Source organism: Brevibacillus sp. SKDU10, assembly GCF_001645205.1.
Taxonomy (GTDB): Bacteria; Bacillota; Bacilli; order Brevibacillales; family Brevibacillaceae; genus Brevibacillus_B; species Brevibacillus_B halotolerans.
On the sequence record NZ_LSSO01000180.1, the window covers coordinates 15,856 to 36,579 of the forward strand.

Annotated in this window: 18 protein-coding genes; 14 read left to right on the forward strand and 4 right to left on the reverse strand. The window is 43.9% G+C overall.

Going from position 1 to position 20,724, the window contains the following annotated elements:
• Positions 1-57: 57 nt before the first annotated feature.
• The 14 genes from AYJ08_RS16680 to pyrE all read left to right on the forward strand — a co-directional run bounded on the left by AYJ08_RS16680 (position 58) and on the right by pyrE (position 16,985).
• Complete coding sequence (locus tag AYJ08_RS16680) at positions 58-1,566, forward strand: amino acid permease (protein WP_082890999.1); 1,509 nt, start codon at positions 58-60, stop codon at positions 1,564-1,566.
• Between the two features lie 323 nt (positions 1,567-1,889).
• Positions 1,890-2,549 carry a DUF4912 domain-containing protein gene (locus tag AYJ08_RS16690; protein ID WP_064018670.1) on the forward strand — a complete coding sequence of 220 codons (660 nt, stop codon included), beginning with the start codon at positions 1,890-1,892 and terminating at the stop codon, positions 2,547-2,549.
• Between the two features lie 189 nt (positions 2,550-2,738).
• The gene (locus AYJ08_RS16695; protein ID WP_064018671.1) at positions 2,739-4,157 is read left to right on the forward strand and encodes a phosphoglucomutase/phosphomannomutase family protein; all 1,419 of its coding nucleotides are present in this window, start codon (positions 2,739-2,741) and stop codon (positions 4,155-4,157) included.
• Positions 4,158-4,379: 222 nt separating this feature from the next.
• Positions 4,380-5,057 (forward strand): hypothetical protein, encoded by a 678-nt coding sequence (locus AYJ08_RS16700; protein ID WP_064018672.1) that lies wholly within the window; start codon positions 4,380-4,382, stop codon positions 5,055-5,057.
• 98 nt (positions 5,058-5,155) lie between these two features.
• Positions 5,156-5,623: a signal peptidase II gene (gene lspA, locus AYJ08_RS16705; RefSeq protein WP_031413516.1), complete on the forward strand. Its 468-nt coding sequence runs from the start codon at positions 5,156-5,158 to the stop codon at positions 5,621-5,623.
• A gap of 42 nt (positions 5,624-5,665) precedes the next feature.
• Positions 5,666-6,598, forward strand: coding sequence for an RluA family pseudouridine synthase (locus AYJ08_RS16710; RefSeq protein WP_022584320.1), 933 nt, complete (start codon positions 5,666-5,668; stop codon positions 6,596-6,598).
• Between the two features lie 270 nt (positions 6,599-6,868).
• Complete coding sequence (pyrR, locus tag AYJ08_RS16715) at positions 6,869-7,408, forward strand: bifunctional pyr operon transcriptional regulator/uracil phosphoribosyltransferase PyrR (RefSeq protein WP_031413519.1); 540 nt, start codon at positions 6,869-6,871, stop codon at positions 7,406-7,408.
• Positions 7,409-7,569: 161 nt separating this feature from the next.
• Positions 7,570-8,934, forward strand: coding sequence for a solute carrier family 23 protein (locus AYJ08_RS16720; protein ID WP_064018744.1), 1,365 nt, complete (start codon positions 7,570-7,572; stop codon positions 8,932-8,934).
• A gap of 38 nt (positions 8,935-8,972) precedes the next feature.
• Complete coding sequence (locus AYJ08_RS16725) at positions 8,973-9,917, forward strand: aspartate carbamoyltransferase catalytic subunit (RefSeq protein ID WP_064018673.1); 945 nt, start codon at positions 8,973-8,975, stop codon at positions 9,915-9,917.
• Complete coding sequence (locus AYJ08_RS16730; RefSeq protein ID WP_064018674.1) at positions 9,884-11,164, forward strand: dihydroorotase; 1,281 nt, start codon at positions 9,884-9,886, stop codon at positions 11,162-11,164. Before AYJ08_RS16725 ends, AYJ08_RS16730 begins: the two co-directional genes overlap by 34 nt.
• A 19-nt stretch (positions 11,165-11,183) precedes the next feature.
• Positions 11,184-12,281, forward strand: coding sequence for a carbamoyl phosphate synthase small subunit (locus tag AYJ08_RS16735; RefSeq protein ID WP_064018675.1), 1,098 nt, complete (start codon positions 11,184-11,186; stop codon positions 12,279-12,281).
• Positions 12,265-15,477: a carbamoyl-phosphate synthase large subunit gene (carB, locus tag AYJ08_RS16740; protein ID WP_064018676.1), complete on the forward strand. Its 3,213-nt coding sequence runs from the start codon at positions 12,265-12,267 to the stop codon at positions 15,475-15,477. Before AYJ08_RS16735 ends, carB begins: the two co-directional genes overlap by 17 nt.
• A 137-nt stretch (positions 15,478-15,614) precedes the next feature.
• Complete coding sequence (gene pyrF, locus AYJ08_RS16745; protein ID WP_197490736.1) at positions 15,615-16,328, forward strand: orotidine-5'-phosphate decarboxylase; 714 nt, start codon at positions 15,615-15,617, stop codon at positions 16,326-16,328.
• Positions 16,329-16,985, forward strand: a complete 657-nt coding sequence (gene pyrE, locus AYJ08_RS16750; RefSeq protein ID WP_064018678.1) for an orotate phosphoribosyltransferase — start codon at positions 16,329-16,331, stop codon at positions 16,983-16,985.
• 149 nt (positions 16,986-17,134) lie between these two features.
• Here pyrE and AYJ08_RS16755 read toward each other — a convergent pair whose 3' ends face one another.
• From AYJ08_RS16755 to AYJ08_RS16770, 4 genes are read right to left on the reverse strand one after another with little or no spacing between them, the layout of a single operon-like run.
• Entirely contained in the window at positions 17,135-18,817 is a 1,683-nt protein-coding gene (locus AYJ08_RS16755) for a hypothetical protein (protein ID WP_064018679.1), read from the reverse strand.
• Between the two features lie 7 nt (positions 18,818-18,824).
• Positions 18,825-19,277: a divergent PAP2 family protein gene (locus AYJ08_RS16760; RefSeq protein WP_064018680.1), complete on the reverse strand. Its 453-nt coding sequence runs from the start codon at positions 19,275-19,277 to the stop codon at positions 18,825-18,827.
• Between the two features lie 22 nt (positions 19,278-19,299).
• The gene (locus AYJ08_RS16765) at positions 19,300-19,656 is read right to left on the reverse strand and encodes an EamA family transporter (protein WP_064018681.1); all 357 of its coding nucleotides are present in this window, start codon (positions 19,654-19,656) and stop codon (positions 19,300-19,302) included.
• A 27-nt stretch (positions 19,657-19,683) separates the two neighbouring features.
• Positions 19,684-20,595 (reverse strand): decaprenyl-phosphate phosphoribosyltransferase, encoded by a 912-nt coding sequence (locus tag AYJ08_RS16770; protein WP_031413532.1) that lies wholly within the window; start codon positions 20,593-20,595, stop codon positions 19,684-19,686.
• Between the last annotated feature and the right edge of the window lie 129 nt (positions 20,596-20,724).

Genomic DNA, 20,724 nt, shown 5'->3' on the forward strand with positions numbered 1-20,724 from the left:
TTTATATTCCCACTCCTTCCTTGCACGTATCTTTGAAAAGATAAGGAGTGTTTTTTTATGTCACAAGCAACAACTGGGAATGAAAGTGTAACAAACATATCGGCAACTAGGGATGGGGGACAGCCTCAAGAATTGAAGCGCGGTCTAAAGGCTCGACACCTGACGATGATCGCTCTTGGCGGTTCTATTGGTACGGGGTTATTCCTAGCAAGTGGGGGAGCTATCTCTCAAGCAGGCCCTGGCGGTGCGATTGTAGCATATGTAGCAATTGGTATTATGGTATATTTCTTAATGACCAGCTTGGGTGAAATGGCAGCTTATATGCCGGAGTCAGGGTCTTTTAGTACCTATGCAACAAAGTTTGTAGATCCTGCTCTTGGCTTTGCATTAGGATGGAACTATTGGTATAACTGGGCTATTACGATTGCAGCCGAGTTATCTGCCGCTACGCTTTTAATGAAATTTTGGTTCCCGAACAGTTCATCTTTGTTATGGAGCGGCTTGTTTTTAGCCTTTATGTTTGGATTAAACTATCTATCTGTCAAAGGATATGGGGAGTCAGAGTTCTGGTTCTCGATGATTAAAGTAGCAACTGTTATTATTTTCTTGGTAGTTGGTATCTTAATGATTTTTGGCATCATGGGCGGAGAGGCTGTAGGTTTTACGAACTTTACCATTGGCGATGCTCCATTCCATGGCGGCTTTATGGCAGCCCTTGGCGTATTTATGATTGCTGGGTTTAGCTTTCAGGGTACAGAATTAATCGGGGTAGCGGCAGGAGAGAGCGACGATCCGCGTAAAAATATCCCGAAAGCCATCAAGCAGGTGTTTTGGCGCATTCTGTTGTTCTATGTTTTTGCCATTTTAGTTATTGGTTTGCTGGTACCCTACACCAGTCCGAATCTGGTAGGTGGAGATATAGAAGCGATTGCTCTAAGCCCGTTTACAATGGTATTTGAAAAAGCAGGCTTGGCATTTTCTGCCTCTGTGATGAACGCTGTTATTTTATCGGCTGTATTATCTGCGGGTAACTCTGGTATGTATGCTTCTACACGGATGCTGTGGGCGATGGCGAAGGATGGGAAAGCACCTAAATTTTTTACAAAACTAAACCGCCGCGGTATTCCGATTTACTGCTTGTTAATGACAGCATCAGTTGGGATGGTTGCTTTCTTCGCTTCTCTTTTTGGCGACGGGGTTGTGTATGCATGGTTGCTTAATGCTTCTGGTATGTCTGGCTTTATTGCTTGGTTGGGCATTGCAATTAGTCACTATCGCTTCCGTCGAGCGTTTGTGGCGCAAGGGCATAGCTTGAGTGAATTGCCTTTTAAAGCAAGATGGTTCCCATTCGGTCCGCTATTTGCTTTTATACTGTGCATCGTTGTTATTATGGGACAGAATTACGAGGCATTTATTGGAGATAAAATTGATTGGTACTCTATGATGGTGTCCTATATCGGCATTCCGATCTTCCTTGCTTTATGGTTGGGATACAAATGGGTCAAGAAAACAAAGGTTGTGAAATTGCACGATTGTGATTTTAGCAGTGCACATGTAAGAGACTAGCCTGTAGTCCTTTTATATTGCTCATAATAATCAATACAGGAAAAACCACTTTTCAAGCTGGAAGAAATTCTGGGGCTTGTGAGTGGTTTTTTTCTATGCTTCTTAAATGTTTCCAATCCACGTAAGCTTCTTGTCCATCGATTTTTCTTTTAAAAAAATTTAGTAAATATAAAAATTTTGTCGAACTAGCATTCTCTATGCCGAACGTTTTAGCTGGTATCGACAAAAGAAGAAAAGTTATGCGTTCAGCGTTCGACATGATTTGAAGGCAAGCTCTTTTATACTTAAAAGCAATGAGTTAAGCAGAAAGGAGCACAACCTTCATGATTACAAGAATCCTACAAATGCGAGCACAATCCCTATCACTGCAAGAAATCGCTACAAGGTGCGAGATGACCATTGGCCAAGTGAGATACCAACTTCATAAATTTGGACTGAAGTCGCAGGCTTACAAGGAGAGCAGCCAAAGCGTAGCAGAGGAGTCCTTCATTAATTTGTTCATGGGAAAGGTTGTTAGCCCACCTTTTTATCCTGCTGTCTATCCATTGGAAACGGACAGAGGGGAGAGCTATACTACTCAGGAGAAAGACTTTTTAGCTGAACAAACCCAAGGACAAGCTATCTTAGAGGAGAAGCGAGTCCCTTCTATAGCTGTTATTCCAACGGCACCAGACACTGTGTATATCCATTGGTCTATTTCTGAATATCGCCTGCATATGATTGCGGGGTACCTAAAGGAAGAGTGGGCGAAAATTACACAAGGAATTCGTCTTTATGAGGTGGAGGAAGGCATATCCTCTAATAGGGAGGTGGGGTATAAAGACGTGTATATGAACGAAGAAGCAGAAGCCTGCTACGTTGAACATTTGCAAACAGGGAAACAGTACGTAGCAGAGTTTGGTCTTTATGCTTCTGGGCAATTTTGTCCTATCATGCGGTCTGAGAAAGTGAGATTGACAGCTTACCGGTACGCCGTTTGGTAAAAATTAGGGATGACACTCCTTGAAGCGTCTAGTGAAGAAATAAGGATTTTCATGATAGATATGTAAAGCGGCCAATGTGTCGCTTTTTTATTTGTTTCTGTTCCCAAACCTTCTATCCTACTATTTCCCTTCATACAGTAAAAATGGAGTATTTGACGTGACTACCTTGTCTAGCATGGAGGGAATCAAATGAAAAAACAGATTGTTTTTGGAACAGACGGCTGGAGAGCTGTGATGGCCGATCAGTTTACGATGGAAAATGTACGGACCGTGGCAAAAGCAATTGCCTGTTATACAGAGGAGAATGGGTGGATCGATCGGGGAATCATCGTGGGATATGATACTCGTTTTATGGGACGAATGTTTGCGCAAGAGGTTGTACGTGTGTTAACTGCTCAGGGCATACTTTCGTTCTTGGTAAGTGAGCCGACCCCCACCCCTGTCGTTGCCTTTGGCGTAAAGCATTTTGGGGTAAGCGGCGCGGTGATGCTAACAGCTAGTCACAATCCCGCAGAATACAATGGAATCAAATATATTCCCGAATATGCAGGGCCAGCTTCTCCTGAGATTACCCAGCGCTTAGAGGTGTTGATTCAAGAGATTGTAGCAAGGAATGAACAGATAGAGACCCGCTGCATTGAGGAGGCTAAAAATTGTAAGCTATATCAGCCCATTCACTTAAAGCCTCACTATGAGGCACATATTCGCAGACTTATTCGCATGGATGCATTACAGCAAGCAAACTTAACCGTTGTCGTAGATGCCATGCATGGAGCAGGGAGCGGATATATGAGCGCTCTATTGCAGGAGGCCGGCGTTGCGGTGAAAAGCATCCGCGAAGAAAGAGATCCGTTATTTGGCGGAGGCCTACCAGAGCCCAATGAACATCATTTAGCGGAATTGTCTCGTCAAGTGTTGGTCGAGCATGCGGATTTAGGAGTAGCCAATGATGGAGATGCAGATCGGTTTGGAATCGTGGATCGACAAGGGAGGTATTTACCTCCAAATGAAGTGCTTACGCTACTTACCTACCATATGGTCAAAAACCGAAACGGTCAGGGCAAAGTCATTCGTACAGTAGCCACCACTCATCAGCTAGACCGGATTTGTGAATATTATGGATTGGATATAATCGAGACCCCTGTCGGATTTAAATATATTGGGGCGCAGATGCTCAAGGGTGATGTGCTTATTGGGGGCGAGGAGAGCGGGGGAGCCAGCATTCTGGGACATATTCCTGAAAAGGATGGAATTTTAATAAATTTATTAATTGCAGAAATGTGTGCGGTCGAGGGAAAGAGTTTAGACGAAATTAAAGCGGATATCCACCGCCAATTTGGACGCATGTATAGTATCCGATTAGATATTCGCTTGAAAGAAAAGGAAGCTTTTTTACGCCGTTTTAAAGAGAAGCCGCCACATGCGATCGCTGGATATGCTGTTGAATCGATTCATACACCGGATGGGTTTAAACTGTTACTAGAAGGTGGACATTGGGTATTGATACGCCCATCCGGCACGGAGCCCTTGCTACGGATTTATTGTGAGGCAACTGGATCAGAAGAGTTAGAAAGGCTGAAAGAGGCAGTAAGGGATTGGTTTGAGTAAACAAGCAAAAGCTTTACCCCCAATAAGAAAACGCTGAATGGAGAGAAACCGGCTTCTCGTGAGTTGGTTTTTTTCTCATGTCAGTTAAAAGTATGCAGGTCAAATCAATTGCATGGCGAAAAGTTCTTTCTAGAAAAAATTACACTATTAAAGGAACAATGTTTCTCACATCTTTCTTTGTTACAATAAAAAGAAAGATGCGATGACGAAGAGAGGGTACCGATGAAATTGGAGCAGGAGCTTTTAGAACGTTTTTTAGAAGAAGTAGTATTGGACTCACCTTCTCCCTATGACCCTGTGCAAGTCCTTTATGCTCCTCATCCATGGGAGATTGTTGGAACTGGTAATTATGCAGGTGTATTCTGTCATCCGGATTACCCTGACGTTGTTGTTAAACTGTACGCCCCAGGAAAACCGGGAATCGAAGAAGAGAGTGAGGTATATCGTCGTCTGGGCGAATCAAAATATTTTCCGATTTGTTATGAGAAGGGAGAAAATTATCTGGTAATAAAGCGGATGCGAGGAATCTCATTGTTTGATTGTGTCCGCTATGGAATCCCGATCCCTGAAAATGTAATTAAAGAAGTAGACGAGGCATTGGATGAAGCGAGAGAGAAGGGCTTATATCCTCAAGATGTGCATGGTAAAAATGTTCTTATGTATCAAGGACATGCCTATATCATTGACGTGAGCGACTATATCCATCCGGGAGAAGATCGCAAATGGAAGGATATTAGAAGCGCATACTATCGGATTTATTACCCTTATATTAAAGATCGTCGCATCAAGATTCCGTTGTGGGCGCTTGATCTGGTGCGTAAAGGGTATCGCTTTTATCGGAAGCTAAAGGGATTGACCTCCTTGAAACATAAAGAGAGACATAAAAAGAGCTCTATCTAATAAACAAGCAGGAAGTTATTGAAAAAAATTGCCCAACTGATTTTGCCTGTGGTACAATTTGCGGTGTTACTCTACGCCATTTCTGTAAGGAGGCTGTTATGTATTTATACTACATAATTGCGCTCGCGGTTATTGCCTTGGATCAATGGACCAAGCATCTCGTGGTGAAGTATATGGAATACGGGGAGTCCATTCCTTTGATTGAAAATGTGTTCCACCTTACTTCTCACCGTAATATGGGTGCTGCGTTTGGCATGCTCCAGAACCGTCGCGTGTTCTTTATTATTATTACTACTTTAGTTGTAATTGGGATTATCTATACTCTTTACAAACAAGGAAAAAGCAATCCGCGTATGTCCTTTGCCTTATCGCTTGTATTAGGCGGAGCCATCGGTAACTTTATTGATCGAGTTTCAACGGGACAGGTAGTGGACTTTTTACACGCTGTTATTATCAACTTCCCAATCTTTAATGTAGCCGATATGGCTATTACGTTTGGTGTAGCCGTGATGCTGATTGATATTTTTATGGAATCTCGCAAGCCATCACATTCTTCCAGCAAGTAAGAGCATACTACCATTAGAATGAATATATTTAGGAGCTTATAGATGACAGAGCAAACTTTCGAACGTTATGATTGGACAGTGGAAAAAGAAGAAGCAGGAGAACGCATTGATAAATTTTTGACTATGCAAGAAGGAGAATGGTCTCGTTCTCAAGTGCAAGCATGGGTAAAAGAAGGACGAGTTACGGTCAATGATGCTCCGATTAAAAATAATTACAAGGTAGCAATGGATGACGAGATCAGCTTGCGTGTGCCACCTCCAAAAGAGTTGAAGATCGAAGCGCAAGCGATGGATTTAGACATCGTCTATGAAGATTCCGATGTCGTGGTTGTAAACAAGCCACGTGGCCTAGTCGTGCATCCAGCGTTAGGCCATTATACAGGAACATTAGTCAACGGTCTCATGTATCATTGTAAGGATTTATCAGGTATCAATGGTGTGATGCGCCCAGGTATCGTTCATCGTATTGATAAAGACACGTCTGGTTTATTAATGATTGCCAAAAACGATAAGGCTCATGCGAGTCTAGCTGCTCAATTAAAGGAACATACCGTTAATCGTAAATATGTGGCTTTGGTTCACGGAGAAATTCCACATGAGATGGGGACAATTGATGCCCCAATCGGACGCGATCCCAAAAATCGTCAACAGATGGCGGTTGTCTTTGGCAATAGTAAGCCTGCTGTCACTCACTTTGTCGTATTAGAGCGGATGAAGGATTTTACCCTTGTGGAATTAAAGCTTGAGACAGGACGCACCCATCAGATTCGTGTTCACATGAAATATATTGGCTACCCGCTAGCAGGTGATCCCAAATATGGCCCACGAAAAACACTGGATATTAATGGGCAAGCCTTACATGCGAAGACACTAGGATTCATTCATCCGAGTACAGGTGAATACATGGAATTCGAGGCTGAGCTCCCACAGGAACTGCAAGCAGAAATTCAGTTCATACGTGAGCAAAAAAGTTAAACGTGTTGACAGATATAAAAAGGTATGACATAATCATTCGTAACAAAAGGTAACCTTTAAATCCAGTCCCGTGAGGCTGGCAAGGGCGACGGTGAATAACGCAGATATAGTTGGGATGGTTATGCCCTTCTTTATGTGCGCACGAAGCTTCTTGTCAGTGAGACAAGAAGCTTTTTTTGTGTCAGACCACCAGGAACAACACAAGCTAGCAGATAGTAGTCTCCCGAGTCTTGTAAAGGTCATCTACTTCTGCTGAAAGGAGCAACTCCAATGAACGAAAAAAGCATTATGATGGATGAAGCAGCGATTAGACGGGCCTTAACTCGCATTGCTCATGAAATTATTGAACGCAACAAAGGCGTAGAGGACTGTGTGATCATCGGCATTAAAACTCGCGGAATTTATTTGGCAGAACGCTTAGCCAAACGAATCGAGCAAATTGAGAATGTGAAGCTTCCCTTTGGTGAATTAGACATTACTTTATACCGAGACGATTTGACACACAGGTCTTCAGACGCTGTTGTTCATGGAGCAAAACTGCCTGAGATTACAGGGAAAAAGGTCATCTTGGTGGATGATGTGCTGTATACAGGACGTACGGTCCGAGCTGCTCTGGATGCCTTAGTGGATCAGGGACGCTCGAAGATGATCCAGCTCGCTGTATTAGTGGATCGTGGCCATCGCGAGTTACCTATTCGACCTGATTATGTGGGTAAAAACCTCCCAACGTCCCGTTCTGAAATTATTGCTGTACAATTGCAGGAAGTAGATGGAACGGATAAGGTTTCACTGATGCAAAAAGAAGAATGAATCGACAACTATATATCGCCTCTTTAAGGCTAATCCCGTGAGGTTAGCAAGGGGACTCGATCTAACGCTGGAGGTATGCGTACCTCTGTGCTTGGACCTGCCTCTTTGTGTACTCACGAAGAGGTTTTTTTGTGCAAAAAATTAAGAAAGCAGGGGAGAAAATGAGCAAACAAGATTTTGTAGACGTACATGAAACACCAGCTTTGACTCGTTTATTACCACTTAGTATTCAACACTTATTCGCCATGTTTGGCTCCACAGTACTAGTTCCAATCTTAACAGGTTTAGATATATCTGCCGCACTGATTGCCAGTGGATTAGGCACCCTGATTTTCATGCTGATTACGAAGGGAAAAATTCCTAACTATCTAGGTTCTTCCTTCGCTTTCATCGGCCCCATCATTACCGTGACAGCAACATACGGGCAAGGAGTTGCCTTACTGGGCTGCTTCCTATCGGGACTGGTTTATGTCCTAGTAGCAGCCATGGTACGAAAATTCGGGGTAGGCTGGCTGGATCGCTTACTCCCACCCGTTGTGATAGCTTCCATCATCGTGGTTATCGGTTTGAGCTTAGCAGGTGTAGCTGTAGATATGGCTACTAAAGTAACGGTAGAAGGAAAATCAGTAATCTCGCTTACTTCAATTGAAATCTCCTTAGTTACATTGCTGGTAACCATTATCGCTGCGGTTATGCTGCGCGGCTTCTTGTCACTGATTCCGATCCTGCTTGGAATCATTGGCGGGTACGGCTATACAGCTCTGCGACATGCGGATTTGATTGACTGGGCTTCCATTACAAAGGCTCCACTTTTTATCAGCCTGCCAGAAATGTTTTCGCAACACTTGCATGTTGGCCTGCTGACAACTGCCATGACGGATAAAGGAGCATGGTTATCAGCTCTGATTATTGCACCGATCGCGTTTGTCTCCTTAACCGAACATCTAGGCCATTTATTGGTAACAAGTAAAATTATGAATCGTGACTTAATGAAGGAGCCTGGCTTGCATCGAAGCTTGCTAGGTGATGGTGTAGCTACTGCGGTTGCCGCCTTTATCGGTGGACCACCTAGTACGACTTATGGTGAGAACATGGGTGTTCTAGCAATCACAAGAGTTTATAGTCGAGCAGTTATTGCCCTAGCCGCAGTATTCGCGATCTTATTCTCCTTCTGTGGAAAAATCAGCGCGTTTCTCATGACCATCCCAACGCCGGTACTAGGTGGCGTCTCCATCGTACTGTTCGGGATTATCGCATCCCAAGGCTTTAGGATGTATGTTGAAAATAAAGTCGATTTTGCGAATAAACGCAACATGATTATCGCTGCTTCCATACTTGTAACGGGAATCGGCGGGTACAAAATTAGCTTCGAGGGAGTTACCTTCTGGCAAAGCTTCTTAACGAACCTAACGATTGATAATGTAGCATTCTCAACCTTCATAGGAATTTTTCTACATGCGATCTTGCCTGGAAAGGAATCTGCGATGGGCGAGGCGCACAAGGATCAGGTAGAGTCAGCAGCATAAGCATTATGACAAACCATGCGGGCAAAGGAGTGGGGATAATGAAGAATCTGCTGGGAATCAAACACCTTGGTAAAGATGAGATCGAAGCAATCTTGCGAGAGGCCGAATATTTTGCAGCAAGGCCAAATGAACAGATTGACCTCTTACAGGGACGATTTGTAGCAAACTTATTTTTCGAAGCAAGTACACGTACCCGCTTTTCCTTTGAAGTAGCGGAAAAACGTTTGGGAGCTCATGTACTGAATTTTAGCGATAGCAGCTCTTCTACTACCAAAGGTGAGACGATTTATGATACTTTGCGAACGCTTGAATCAATGGGAGTAGAAACGGCCGTTATTCGCACCGGACAAAATGGATTATTTCATGAGCTTGCGAACGAACCAAATTTAAACCTGCACCTTGTAAATGCAGGGGAAGGCACGATGGAGCATCCAACGCAATGCTTGCTGGATTTGCTTACAATGAAGCAGCATCATGGGGGCATTCAAGGGTTACAGGTAGCTATAATTGGCGATTTGCGCCATAGCAGAGTGCTCGGCTCGCATTTAGATGCATTGCCGAAGCTCGGGGCCAAACTTATGATTACAGGACCAGATCAGTTGATGCGGGATCAGACAGCCTTGCCAGAAGATGTACGAGTGGTAGGGATGGAGGAAGCAATAGCAACGGCGGATGTGGTGATGATGCTGCGAGTGCAGCTAGAACGTCATACCGGCCATCTCTTTTCTTCTAAAGAAACGTATCATCAGGCTTATGGATTAACTAGAGAACGCGCAGCCATGATGAAACCAAATGCCATCATTATGCATCCGGCTCCTTTTAACAGAGGGGTGGAGATTGATGGACAACTGGTGGAGGGCGAGCAATCAGTTATCTTCCCGCAAGTTACAAATGGAGTAGCTGTTCGAATGGCTGTAATCGCGAAATTGATGACAGGAGGAATAAGCACATGGGAATCATCCTTAAAAATGGCAAACTGCTAAACGAACAAGGTGAACTTTCGATCAAGGATCTGTTAATCGTAGAAAATCGCATTGCTAAGATCGAGAGCAACATTGAGGCGGAAGCAGATCATGAAGTGGTGGATTTGAACGGACACTTCGTAGCCCCAGGTCTAGTAGATGTACATGTGCATTTCCGCGAACCAGGATTTGAAGCGAAAGAAACCATCGAAACAGGCGCTCATGCGGCAGTGGCAGGCGGTTACACTACGGTAGCCTGCATGCCGAATACACGCCCAGTGATCGATCGTGTAGAAACAGTAGAATTCGTTCTTCATAAAGCAAAACAAGCTAACCTGGCACGGGTTTTACCCTACACTGCTATTACCGTTCGTCAGCTTGGGGTGGAGCACACAGACTTTGCGGCTCTACAGCAATCTGGAGCCTTTGCACTAACTGATGATGGGGTAGGAGTGCAATCCACGAAAATGATGGTAGAAGCAATGCAAAAGGCGAAAGCGTTAGGAATGACTGTAGTTGCCCACTGTGAAGATAACGACTTGTTGCCTCCCGGTGCGGCATTGCATGATGGAGTGACAGCAGCTAAGCATGGGCTGCCAGGCATCCCGTCTGCTTCAGAAGCTGTGCATGTCGGCCGAGATATTCTACTAGCAGAAGCAACGGGGGTTCATTATCATGTATGCCATATCAGCGCAAAAGAATCCGTGCGACTTGTACGCGACGGGAAACGTGCAGGTATCAACGTTACCACGGAGGTAACTCCGCATCACCTATTGTTATGTGACGAGGATATCCCAGACAGCCTAGATCCTAATTGGAAAATGAATCCACCGCTTCGCTCTCGTGAGGATCGTGATGCATTAATCGCCGGATTAAAGGAAGGAAGCATTGATATCATTGCTACCGATCATGCACCGCATACCTCGGAAGAAAAAGCAAAGGGATTAAAGCGGGCTCCATTTGGAATAGTCGGACTAGAAACGGCATTCCCACTCCTTTATACGCATCTTGTAGAAAAAGGAGTACTCACCCTTGCCGAGCTGGTAGACAAAATGGCTACAAAACCAGCGGAACTGTTTGGGCTACCCTATGGAAAATTAGAAGTAGGAGCAATTGCTGACTTGGCAGTATTTGATCTTACGACTGAGAAAAGCATTAATCCCGATCATTTTAAAAGTAAAGGAAAAAATACACCATTTGCGGGTTGGGTATGTAAGGGATGGACTGTACTCACTATGGTAGATGGAAAAATTGTATACAACAATTAGGGATAAGGGGGATAACGGCATGAAAGCGCGTTTGATATTAGAAGACGGAACGATTTGTGTAGGAAAAGCGATGGGGTCCACCAATGAAAGCATTGGTGAGGTGGTATTTAACACAGGATTAACAGGCTATCAAGAGGTATTATCCGATCCCTCTTATTGTGGACAGATCGTCGTCATGACGTATCCCTTGATTGGTAACTACGGGATTAATCGCGATGATTTCGAGGCGGTTCGTCCGTTTATCCATGGCTTTGTTGTACGAGAGCATTGCGATATGCCAAGCAATTGGCGCTCGACACAAACCCTGCACGAGCTCTTACAGGCATATGAGATTCCGGGCATTTCCGGCGTAGATACAAGAATGTTAACACGTAAAATACGTCATTTTGGAACCCTGAGAGGATTGATTACAACCAGTGAGCGTCCAGCCGAGGAATTGCTTGCTCAGTTGAAAAGTACGGATGTCATGACCAATCAGGTTGCTCAGGTATCAACAAAAAGTATTTACTCCAGTCCAGGTAACGGTGATCGCGTCGTCTTAGTAGACTTTGGCTGCAAGCATGGCATTATGCGGGAATTATCCAAGCGGGGATGCGACATTGTAGTGGTTCCGCATAACATCACCGCAGATGAAATTCGCCGACTACAACCAGATGGCATCTTGCTGTCTAACGGCCCAGGTGACCCTAAGGATGTACCGCAAGCTATCCAGATGGTGAAAGAAATTCTCGGAGAATACCCATTATTCGGAATATGTTTAGGTCACCAGTTGTTTGCTCTGGCAAGCGGAGCTGATACGGAGAAATTGAAGTTTGGTCACCGTGGCGGGAATCATCCCGTAAAAGAATTGCTAACTGGACGTACATATATCACGTCCCAAAACCACGGCTATGCTGTAAACGAAGCTTCCATCATTGAGACAGAATTAGAAGTGACCCATCTTGCTCTAAATGACGGGACGATTGAAGGATTACGCAATGCGAAAAAGCAAGCATTCTCTGTTCAATACCATCCAGAAGCAGCACCTGGACCGTATGATTCAGGCTATTTATTCGACCAATTCCTAGACATGATGAAACAATCCAAGGAGGAGAAATGGTATGCCAAAAATAGATAATCTGAAAAAAATTCTGGTGATTGGCTCTGGTCCTATCGTGATTGGACAGGCGGCAGAGTTTGACTATGCAGGAACGCAGGCTTGCGAAGCATTAAAAGAAGAGGGGATGGAGGTGGTTCTAATCAACTCCAACCCAGCTACGATCATGACAGATACGAATATGGCTGACAAAGTATACATTGAACCAATTACTCCTGAGTTCGTAGCCCGAGTCATTCGTCAGGAAAAACCAGATGGATTGCTACCAACCTTGGGTGGACAAACAGGATTGAATATGGCAGTAGCTTTAGCAGATATGGGTGTATTGGAAGAAGAGAATGTTAAGCTGCTCGGAACAAATCTGAGCTCGATTAAACAAGCAGAGGATCGCGATTTGTTCCGCTCTCTCATGCAGGAGTTAAACGAACCAGTACCAGATTCTGCAATTGTAAGCTCGGTAGAAGAGGCGCTTGATTTCGCTAATGAGATTGGCTATCCAATCATTGTTCGCCCGGCTTACACGCTCGGCGGAACCGGTGGGGGTATCTGTGAGGACCAAGCCTCATTAATTGAAATTGTCACAAGCGGACTAAAATATTCCCCGATTACGCAATGCTTAGTGGAAAGAAGTATTGCAGGAATGAAAGAAGTAGAGTATGAAGTAATGCGTGATGCTAACGACAACTGTATCGTGGTCTGCAACATGGAAAATATTGACCCAGTTGGTGTACACACAGGTGACTCAGTCGTTGTCGCTCCGAGTCAGACGCTATCTGATCGTGAATATCAAATGCTGCGTTCCTCTGCATTAAATATCATCCGCGCTTTAAAAATTGAAGGTGGATGCAATGTTCAGTACGCGCTTGATCCCGTTAGCTTCCAATATTATGTCATCGAGGTAAATCCTCGCGTCAGCCGTTCCTCAGCCTTAGCGTCCAAGGCCACAGGGTATCCGATTGCTAAGATGGCGGCAAAAATCGCTATTGGCTATACATTAGATGAGCTGAAGAATCCGGTGACTGGTCAAACCTACGCTTGTTTTGAACCAACCTTAGACTATGTGGTTAGCAAAATTCCTCGCTGGCCTTTCGATAAATTTCAATCCGCAAATCGCCGTCTTGGTACACAAATGAAAGCAACGGGCGAGGTAATGGCAATTGGACGTAGCTTTGAAGAATCCATGATGAAAGCGATCCGCTCCTTAGAGATTGGAAGCTACCATTTAGAACTGCCAGAGGCGAGAGAGCTTACTGATGAGGAATTGGAGCAACGTTTGGTAATCGCAGATGATGAACGCCTGTTCTTACTAGCAGAAGCAATGCGACGTGGCTATCACATCTCTCGGATTCATCAATTAACGAAGATCGACCTCTTCTTCCTACAAAAATTCTGGAATATTGTCGCTTATGAAACAACATTAGCCGAATCTGGATTGACACAGGAAGCTTTACATGAAGCAAAACGCCTTGGCTTTACCGATCGAAAAATCGCAGAATGTACAGGACAAAAGGAAGAAGAGATTTATAACCTACGTACGCAATGGGGAATGAAGCCTGTATATAAAATGGTAGATACGTGCGCTGCCGAATTCGAAGCGCAAACACCGTACTATTACTCGACCTACGAGCAAGAAAACGAATTTATTGATACAGGGAAAAAACGTGTCATCGTGCTAGGCGCGGGTCCGATCCGCATTGGCCAAGGAATTGAATTTGACTACTCAACAGTCCATGCGGTCTGGGCTTTGAAGGAGGCTGGGTACGAAGCCATTATTGTCAACAATAACCCTGAAACGGTATCAACAGATTTTAATACCTCTGATCGTCTCTACTTTGAACCGCTGTATATAGAGGATGTTATGCACATCATCGAGCAAGAGCAGCCAGAAGGTGTCATTGTCCAGTTTGGAGGACAAACAGCGATCAATCTTGCTGATAAGCTTACTAGTCGCGGTGTCAAAATTCTAGGAACCAGCTTAGAAAGTATTGATGCAGCTGAGAACCGTGAGAAGTTTGAGGCCCTGCTGCGAAAGCTGGATATCGCTCAACCGCCGGGCAAAACGGTGACCTCTGTAGAGGAAGCTGTGGTCGCTGCTGACTTATTAGGCTTCCCTGTGCTGGTTCGCCCTTCCTATGTCTTGGGAGGACGGGCGATGAAAATTGTTTATAACGAAGAAGAGCTAATCTCTTATATGAAAAAAGCAGTGAAAGTAAATCCAGAGCATCCCGTACTGATTGATCGCTATATGCTAGGGATTGAAGCAGAAGTGGATGCGATTTGTGATGGAGAGAATGTGCTGATTCCAGGTATCATGGAGCACATCGAGCGTGCAGGGGTTCACTCAGGCGACTCTATCGCAGTATATCCGCCGCAATCCTTATCAGAGACAGTGAAAGCAGAGATCATCGACATGACTACGAAGCTAGCACGCGCTCTCTGCATCAAGGGCTTACTCAATATCCAATTTGTCATCTATAAAGGCAAGCCTTACGTCATCGAGGTAAACCCGCGCAGCTCCCGTACCGTTCCATTCCTGTCTAAGGTAACCGGAATTCCGATGGCGAACATTGCGACGAAGGCAATTCTCGGCTACAGCATTCTCGATCAAGGGTTTGCTACAGGCTATCATCCTGAGGAAAAGATGGTTTCTGTAAAGGTTCCTGTCTTCTCCTTCACAAAACTACGCCGTGTGGACATCACTTTAGGCCCTGAAATGAAATCCACCGGGGAGGTAATGGGGCGTGAGACCACCCTAGCTAAAGCTCTTTACAAGGGACTGCTAGCGGCTGGCATGAATATTCCAACCAAAGGAACACTTTTGGTAACGGTAGCTGACAAGGATAAGGAGGAAGCGTTGTCGATCACGAAGCGTTTCCAACAGCTTGGTTTCCATCTACTAGCCACGGATGGAACTGCTGATTATCTAGAGCAGGCAGGCTTGTCTGTCCGTCGTGTACAAAAGCTATCCGAAGGCACACCGAACCTACTGGATGAAATCCGTACAGGTCAAGTAAACCTTGTGCTTAACACCTTAACGAAAGGTAAAACACCACAGCGTGATGGATTCCGCATTCGTCGTGAGGCCGTAGAGAACGGAGCAGTCTGCCTGACATCTCTAGACACAGCGAGCGCCATCCTGCACGTATTAGAGACAATCACATTCTCTACAGAGGCAATGCCCAAGCAACAGATGGGAAAAGTACTGGTAACACAGTAAAAAAGTAGAGTTGACTTAGACCGGGGGCGTGTTCATCAGGAGCACTCCCCTCCTATATGTGGACAATGAGGGAAAACAACGGAGAGGAGCGTTCACACATGGAATTATCCTTACTACAAGATCATTCGTTAGATAAAATCGATGAACGGATTATTCTAGCGCTGGATTTTCAAACAAAAGACGAGGTAGTAAACTGTCTTGCTAGCCTAGAAAATCAAGTGCGCTACGTGAAAGTTGGCTTGGAGCTGTTTTATGCAGAAGGATCAGCAATTGTATCGCTGTTAAAGGAACAGGGATTGAAAGTGTTTGTTGATTTGAAAATCCATGATATTCCCAATACAGCTAAAGGCTCAATGAAAAGCTTAGCTAAGCATGGCGCCGATATGGTGAATGTGCATGTAGCTGGTGGATTAGCTATGATGGAAGCGGCACGAGAAGGCTTAGAGCAAGGTATTTCTGCCGGCAGTGCATCTCCATTACTGATCGGTGTAACCATGCTGACGAGTAGCAGTCAGCAGATGATGAATGAGCAGATTCTCATTCCTGGTAGATTGGAAGAGACGGTTGCTCATTATGCATCCTTGGCTAGCCAAGCTGGGCTGGACGGTGTTGTTGCTTCTCCCTTGGAAGTACCAATCATTAAACAAGTCACTCGAACAAATTTTTTGACCGTAACACCAGGCATTCGTACTGTTGGTTCCGCCTTTGGAGACCAAACTCGCGTAACCACGCCAGTCAAAGCATTTGAGTTAGGTACAGATTATATCGTAATCGGTAGGTCCATTACGCAGACCGAAGAACCTGCTAAAGCATGGGCTGACATGATGAAAAGCATACGGGAGGGAAAATAGATGAGTACAACGATTGCAAAACAAGTGGCACAGCATCTCTTACAAATTGGAGCTGTACATCTTCGTCCTGACGAACCATTTACCTGGACATCTGGCATTGCTTCACCTATATATTGCGATAATCGTATCACGATGACGTATCCAGAGGTTCGTAGCTTTTTAGCAGATGCTTTTGTTCAGATCATTCGTGAACGGTTTCCTGAAGTAGAAGTCATTGCTGGAACAGCGACGGCAGGAATTCCTCATGCAGCCTGGATTGCTGATCGTCTGGGATTGCCAATGATCTATGTTCGCGATAAGGCAAAAGGTCATGGCCGCCAAAACCAAATTGAGGGGCGTATTGCTGCCGGTCAGAAGGTGATCGTTATTGAAGATTTAATTTCCACAGGGGGTAGCTCCATCAAGGCAGCAAGGGCTGTTGAGCTGGAAGGGGCTGAAATACTAGGAATAGTTGCTATTTTTAGCTACCAATTTAACGATGCAGAACGTGCCTTTGCAGAAGCGAACTATCCATTGTACACGTTATCCAACTACACGGCACTCTTAGAGCAAGCAAAAGATAATGGAACAATCAATGCCCAACAAGAAAAAGTTTTATCCCAGTGGAAGGAAAAGCCGCACACATTTTATCAGGAGCAGGCTTTAAAACAAGAATAAAATGTGGCTGGATGAGGACGACTTTAACCTAAATAAAAAAACTGACCCCAATTGAAGCGTGGGGTCAGCAAGCGTCCTAACGAACGGGCTATTCAGGTTGATTACAAAGCAGGCTTATGCCCAAATGAGCGGTGTGATGGAAAATCCACTCATCTCAATAAATACTTTGCACGTGATGAGCTAAGTTTTTTCGCATTTTTATCATCAATCTTTGCTTCAATAAATTCTATCCCTGCTTTTTCTAATCGAATTCGATTTGAATTAAAATGCTGGAAATCAACTAATACAGGCAGCTTGCTTTTTTTCATTTCATGAAGCTGTATGTTTACTTGAACATTGAAGAAGGATTGAGCAATAGCTTGAGTAGCCCCTACTAGCATCAAGTTTATGGAAAGCGTACAAATTAAAAGCCAACTTCCGTACTTCGCTAATTGTTTTTCGGATTCGAAGCCTACCATTGCAATGAGTATGGGGACAAACCACAATTGCGGAACATATCGAGCCCACCAGCTTTCTGGATTGATAAATACGGTCAAGAGAATGATCCCGCTTAGTAAAAATACAGGCTTCGCTAATTGTCTACTGTGAAGAAAGAGAGCAAGTGAGACAACACAGGTTACTAACACAGCTCCTCCAAACAAAGGCCCAAATCCCGCTAAACGAGCATCAGCCCCAACAAAAGCTTGAAATTCCTCAAATGCTATAGTAAACGGCCATTTCATTGTGCTTTCATTTGGTCTTGTAATATTTTCCGACTTCGCAAATAAAGATACAAAGAACTTTTCAAATGGATTTTTTCCCTTGAAGTCGGCTGGACTGTTAGCTGTCATAATATCGACAGCATGTTCACCAGCTAACGGATAAAATGGATGTCCCTTCGCTAAGAAATTGGTAACGTAAGGATTGTAACCAACGATTGTTACTGCTACGAGACCGCACGCTACAAGCGAAAGCAAAAGCTTTTTCCAATGTCTATGCTTATCGTACAGGAAAAATAGAACGAGCAATCCGCAGCATAAAAGAACGGCGTATACAAGGGCGGTAAATTTAATAGCCGTTAGCAGGGTGATGGCCGAGCATAGCCCTACGACAATCCATGCGTTAAATCGCTTAAATAAGAGATAGCCCAAGGAACAAATGATAAGTACAAGCGATGCCAATTGACCATCAATATAAAAGGTGACAAGCTGTGCTATAACGACTGGATTGCAGGCCAAGAGTAGGGAGAAGAAGAAGGCTCGCCTTTTTTTCTCTGGATAGGCATCAAGCATTGCCGCTAAACAAAGAAAAAATGAAGCAAACAAAAGAATAAAGTTAAACATCTTACTGCCTTCTATGTTATCCGTCAATTTGTACATGACGGCATCAAGTATCCACGGGCCTTTTGTGTAATGATTAATCCAAAGATAAAAGGGAGTTCGTAGGCTCTCCTCGCTTGGATTATCGATCTTTTGGGTATCTGTGATGTTAAGCAAAGGTTGGTCATGAACAGGATTCCAGCCATTCTTTAATAAAATGATCGCTTCTTGATGGTACGTTTGCCCGTCCCATGATAGATCATATGTATCGGTACTAACATACCAGCTTATTCCAAAAACCAATCCCAATCCCATTAATAAAGACAAAAACATGGTTGCCCTGCGTGTGGTAAAAAATGTATATGTCATAGCCAGAAGGCAGACGGCACTTGCACATACAGCCACCCAGAAGCTAGCTGTTGAGATGGACACACCAAGTAAAAATAAAATCGATGCAGAAAGTACGATTCCGATTAAGAATAGGAGTAAGACAATTCCTATCACAAGAGAGACGTTCGGTGTTCGGCTTTTCATATGTTTTCTAGTTCCCCCCCAAGCTGAGTAGTCCTGTAACGATTGGTGACAGCAGATACAATAGCAGTCCTACTAGCACACCTAGAACAATACCGCCGAGGATTTCCCATTTTGTATGTCCCATGCTTTCACGCAGGATTTCTTTTTCTTCAGCAGTAGCATGCTCTTTTACCAATAAGTTAATAGCAGTAGCATGCTTGCCGACAGCTCTTCGCAATCCGGCCGCATCAATAATAATGATAAAGGTAACAGCCACCCCTAGACCAAAAATAGGGGTGGCAAAGCCTTCGTGAAGACCAATTAAGCTGATCGTGGTTACCATTACGGTTGTGTGTGTACTCGGAAAGCCGCCATTTCCGATTTTATTTCTTGCTTCTTTCCCATATCGTAAATAATTAATCATAAATTTAATCGTACCGGATACTAACCAGCCGATAAATGGTGCTAGAGCGTATAGCATAAACATTTCCTCCGAATCGATACTAAGAACGTGAAATTACAATGACGCCAATAACAATAATAGCTAGACCAAGCAAGCGGACACCTGAGAGGGGCTCCTGAAAAATCCACATAGAAAACAGGGCTACTAGAACATAGCCCAATGCCGCCATAGGATAAGCATAGGAGAGCTGCACCTTTTCAATGGCTGCAATCCAAACAAACGCAGAAATTCCATAAAGGCCAAGCCCCACCATAATTGGAATATTGGTTAGATATTGCAGTATTTTCATCAAAAACACATCGCTTTTTCCTGAGAGACCAGAGGCTCCCATTTTCATAGCGACCTGCCCGCATGCACTAAGAATGACTGAAATAAGGATAAGAACTTGCGATGGCATAAATGTTTACACAACCTTTTATCTCGTTTATTCAAAAATAAGGATAATACTAGCTACTGCAATCACATATAGTAGAACCGTAATCAGAATCGGTTTGTCCTCTACCAGCACTTTTTCAGGGGTTCCTCCTTTGTTGCCCATCATAATCAAGTAAAGATAGCGGAAAATACCAAAGATCACAAACGGGATTGTCCACATAAGCTGAATGGTTCGTCCTGAAGTGAAGGTGAACAAGGAGTAGCTGATAATCGTTGCAGAGGTTACAATCGTGTTTAATTGATTTAATAGCTCTATCGAATAATTTTCCAATACTTTTCGGTGACTTCCTTTTTCCTCTTGAAGCAAATAGAGCTCATGGCGACGTTTACTAATCGCTAAGAATAGGGAAAGCAACATTGTACACAGCAAAAACCACGGAGTAAATGGAGTGCCGATCATTAGGCTGCCACCGATTGCTCTGAGTACAAAACCAGCAGAAATAATCATAACATCCAGAATAACCACATGCTTTAATGTAAAGGAATAGGCAACATTGATCAAAAAATAAAATAATAAAACACTGCCAAACCCCAAATCGAAGTGAAAAGCAGAAAACAAGGAAGCTATCAGCAGCCCACATCCGAATGCTAGTCCCAGAAAGGGATTTAATGCTCCTGAAGCCATAGGACGATATCGTTTTTCGGGATGATTGCGATCGTTTTTGATATCAGCAAAATCATTTATGATATAGACACAGCCTGAAACCATGCAAAATAGGAAAAAGGCGATCAGTGATTTGCCAAGCAGGTGAATACTGACTTTATGTAAAGAAAATAAGAGGGCAGCAAACACAAGCAAATTTTTTGTCCATTGATGAGGACGCAACTGGAGAAGGAGTAAAAGGAAAATATTTTGTTTTGAAGCTATTCTTTCTTTTAGTTTAATTGAATTAGATAACACGTATAAATCCCCTGTCTTCTAGTAATATACCTCTTATAATTGACGAAAATTGTCAAAAGTCGGTTACATGATTTGGAATTCGCAATCGTCAGAGTAAGAGTAAATGTGCAAGTGTTTCTTATCGTGCGT

Bases quoted from the DNA above. Each gene is read 5' to 3' on its own strand.
- AYJ08_RS16730 (WP_064018674.1), top strand. From the start codon at position 9,884: ATGGGAATCATCCTTAAAAATGGCAAACTGCTAAACGAACAAGGTGAA.
- AYJ08_RS16700 (WP_064018672.1), top strand. From the start codon at position 4,380: ATGAAATTGGAGCAGGAGCTTTTAGAACGTTTTTTAGAAGAAGTAGTA.
- AYJ08_RS16725 (WP_064018673.1), top strand. From the start codon at position 8,973: ATGAAGAATCTGCTGGGAATCAAACACCTTGGTAAAGATGAGATCGAA.
- AYJ08_RS16695 (WP_064018671.1), top strand. From the start codon at position 2,739: ATGAAAAAACAGATTGTTTTTGGAACAGACGGCTGGAGAGCTGTGATG.
- AYJ08_RS16690 (WP_064018670.1), top strand. From the start codon at position 1,890: ATGATTACAAGAATCCTACAAATGCGAGCACAATCCCTATCACTGCAA.
- AYJ08_RS16680 (WP_082890999.1), top strand. From the start codon at position 58: ATGTCACAAGCAACAACTGGGAATGAAAGTGTAACAAACATATCGGCA.
- AYJ08_RS16760 (WP_064018680.1), bottom strand. From the start codon at position 19,277: ATGCTATACGCTCTAGCACCATTTATCGGCTGGTTAGTATCCGGTACG.
- lspA (WP_031413516.1), top strand. From the start codon at position 5,156: ATGTATTTATACTACATAATTGCGCTCGCGGTTATTGCCTTGGATCAA.
- AYJ08_RS16735 (WP_064018675.1), top strand. From the start codon at position 11,184: ATGAAAGCGCGTTTGATATTAGAAGACGGAACGATTTGTGTAGGAAAA.
- carB (WP_064018676.1), top strand. From the start codon at position 12,265: ATGCCAAAAATAGATAATCTGAAAAAAATTCTGGTGATTGGCTCTGGT.
- AYJ08_RS16765 (WP_064018681.1), bottom strand. From the start codon at position 19,656: ATGCCATCGCAAGTTCTTATCCTTATTTCAGTCATTCTTAGTGCATGC.
- AYJ08_RS16720 (WP_064018744.1), top strand. From the start codon at position 7,570: ATGAGCAAACAAGATTTTGTAGACGTACATGAAACACCAGCTTTGACT.
- AYJ08_RS16755 (WP_064018679.1), bottom strand. From the start codon at position 18,817: ATGAAAAGCCGAACACCGAACGTCTCTCTTGTGATAGGAATTGTCTTA.
- pyrR (WP_031413519.1), top strand. From the start codon at position 6,869: ATGAACGAAAAAAGCATTATGATGGATGAAGCAGCGATTAGACGGGCC.
- AYJ08_RS16710 (WP_022584320.1), top strand. From the start codon at position 5,666: ATGACAGAGCAAACTTTCGAACGTTATGATTGGACAGTGGAAAAAGAA.
- pyrE (WP_064018678.1), top strand. From the start codon at position 16,329: ATGAGTACAACGATTGCAAAACAAGTGGCACAGCATCTCTTACAAATT.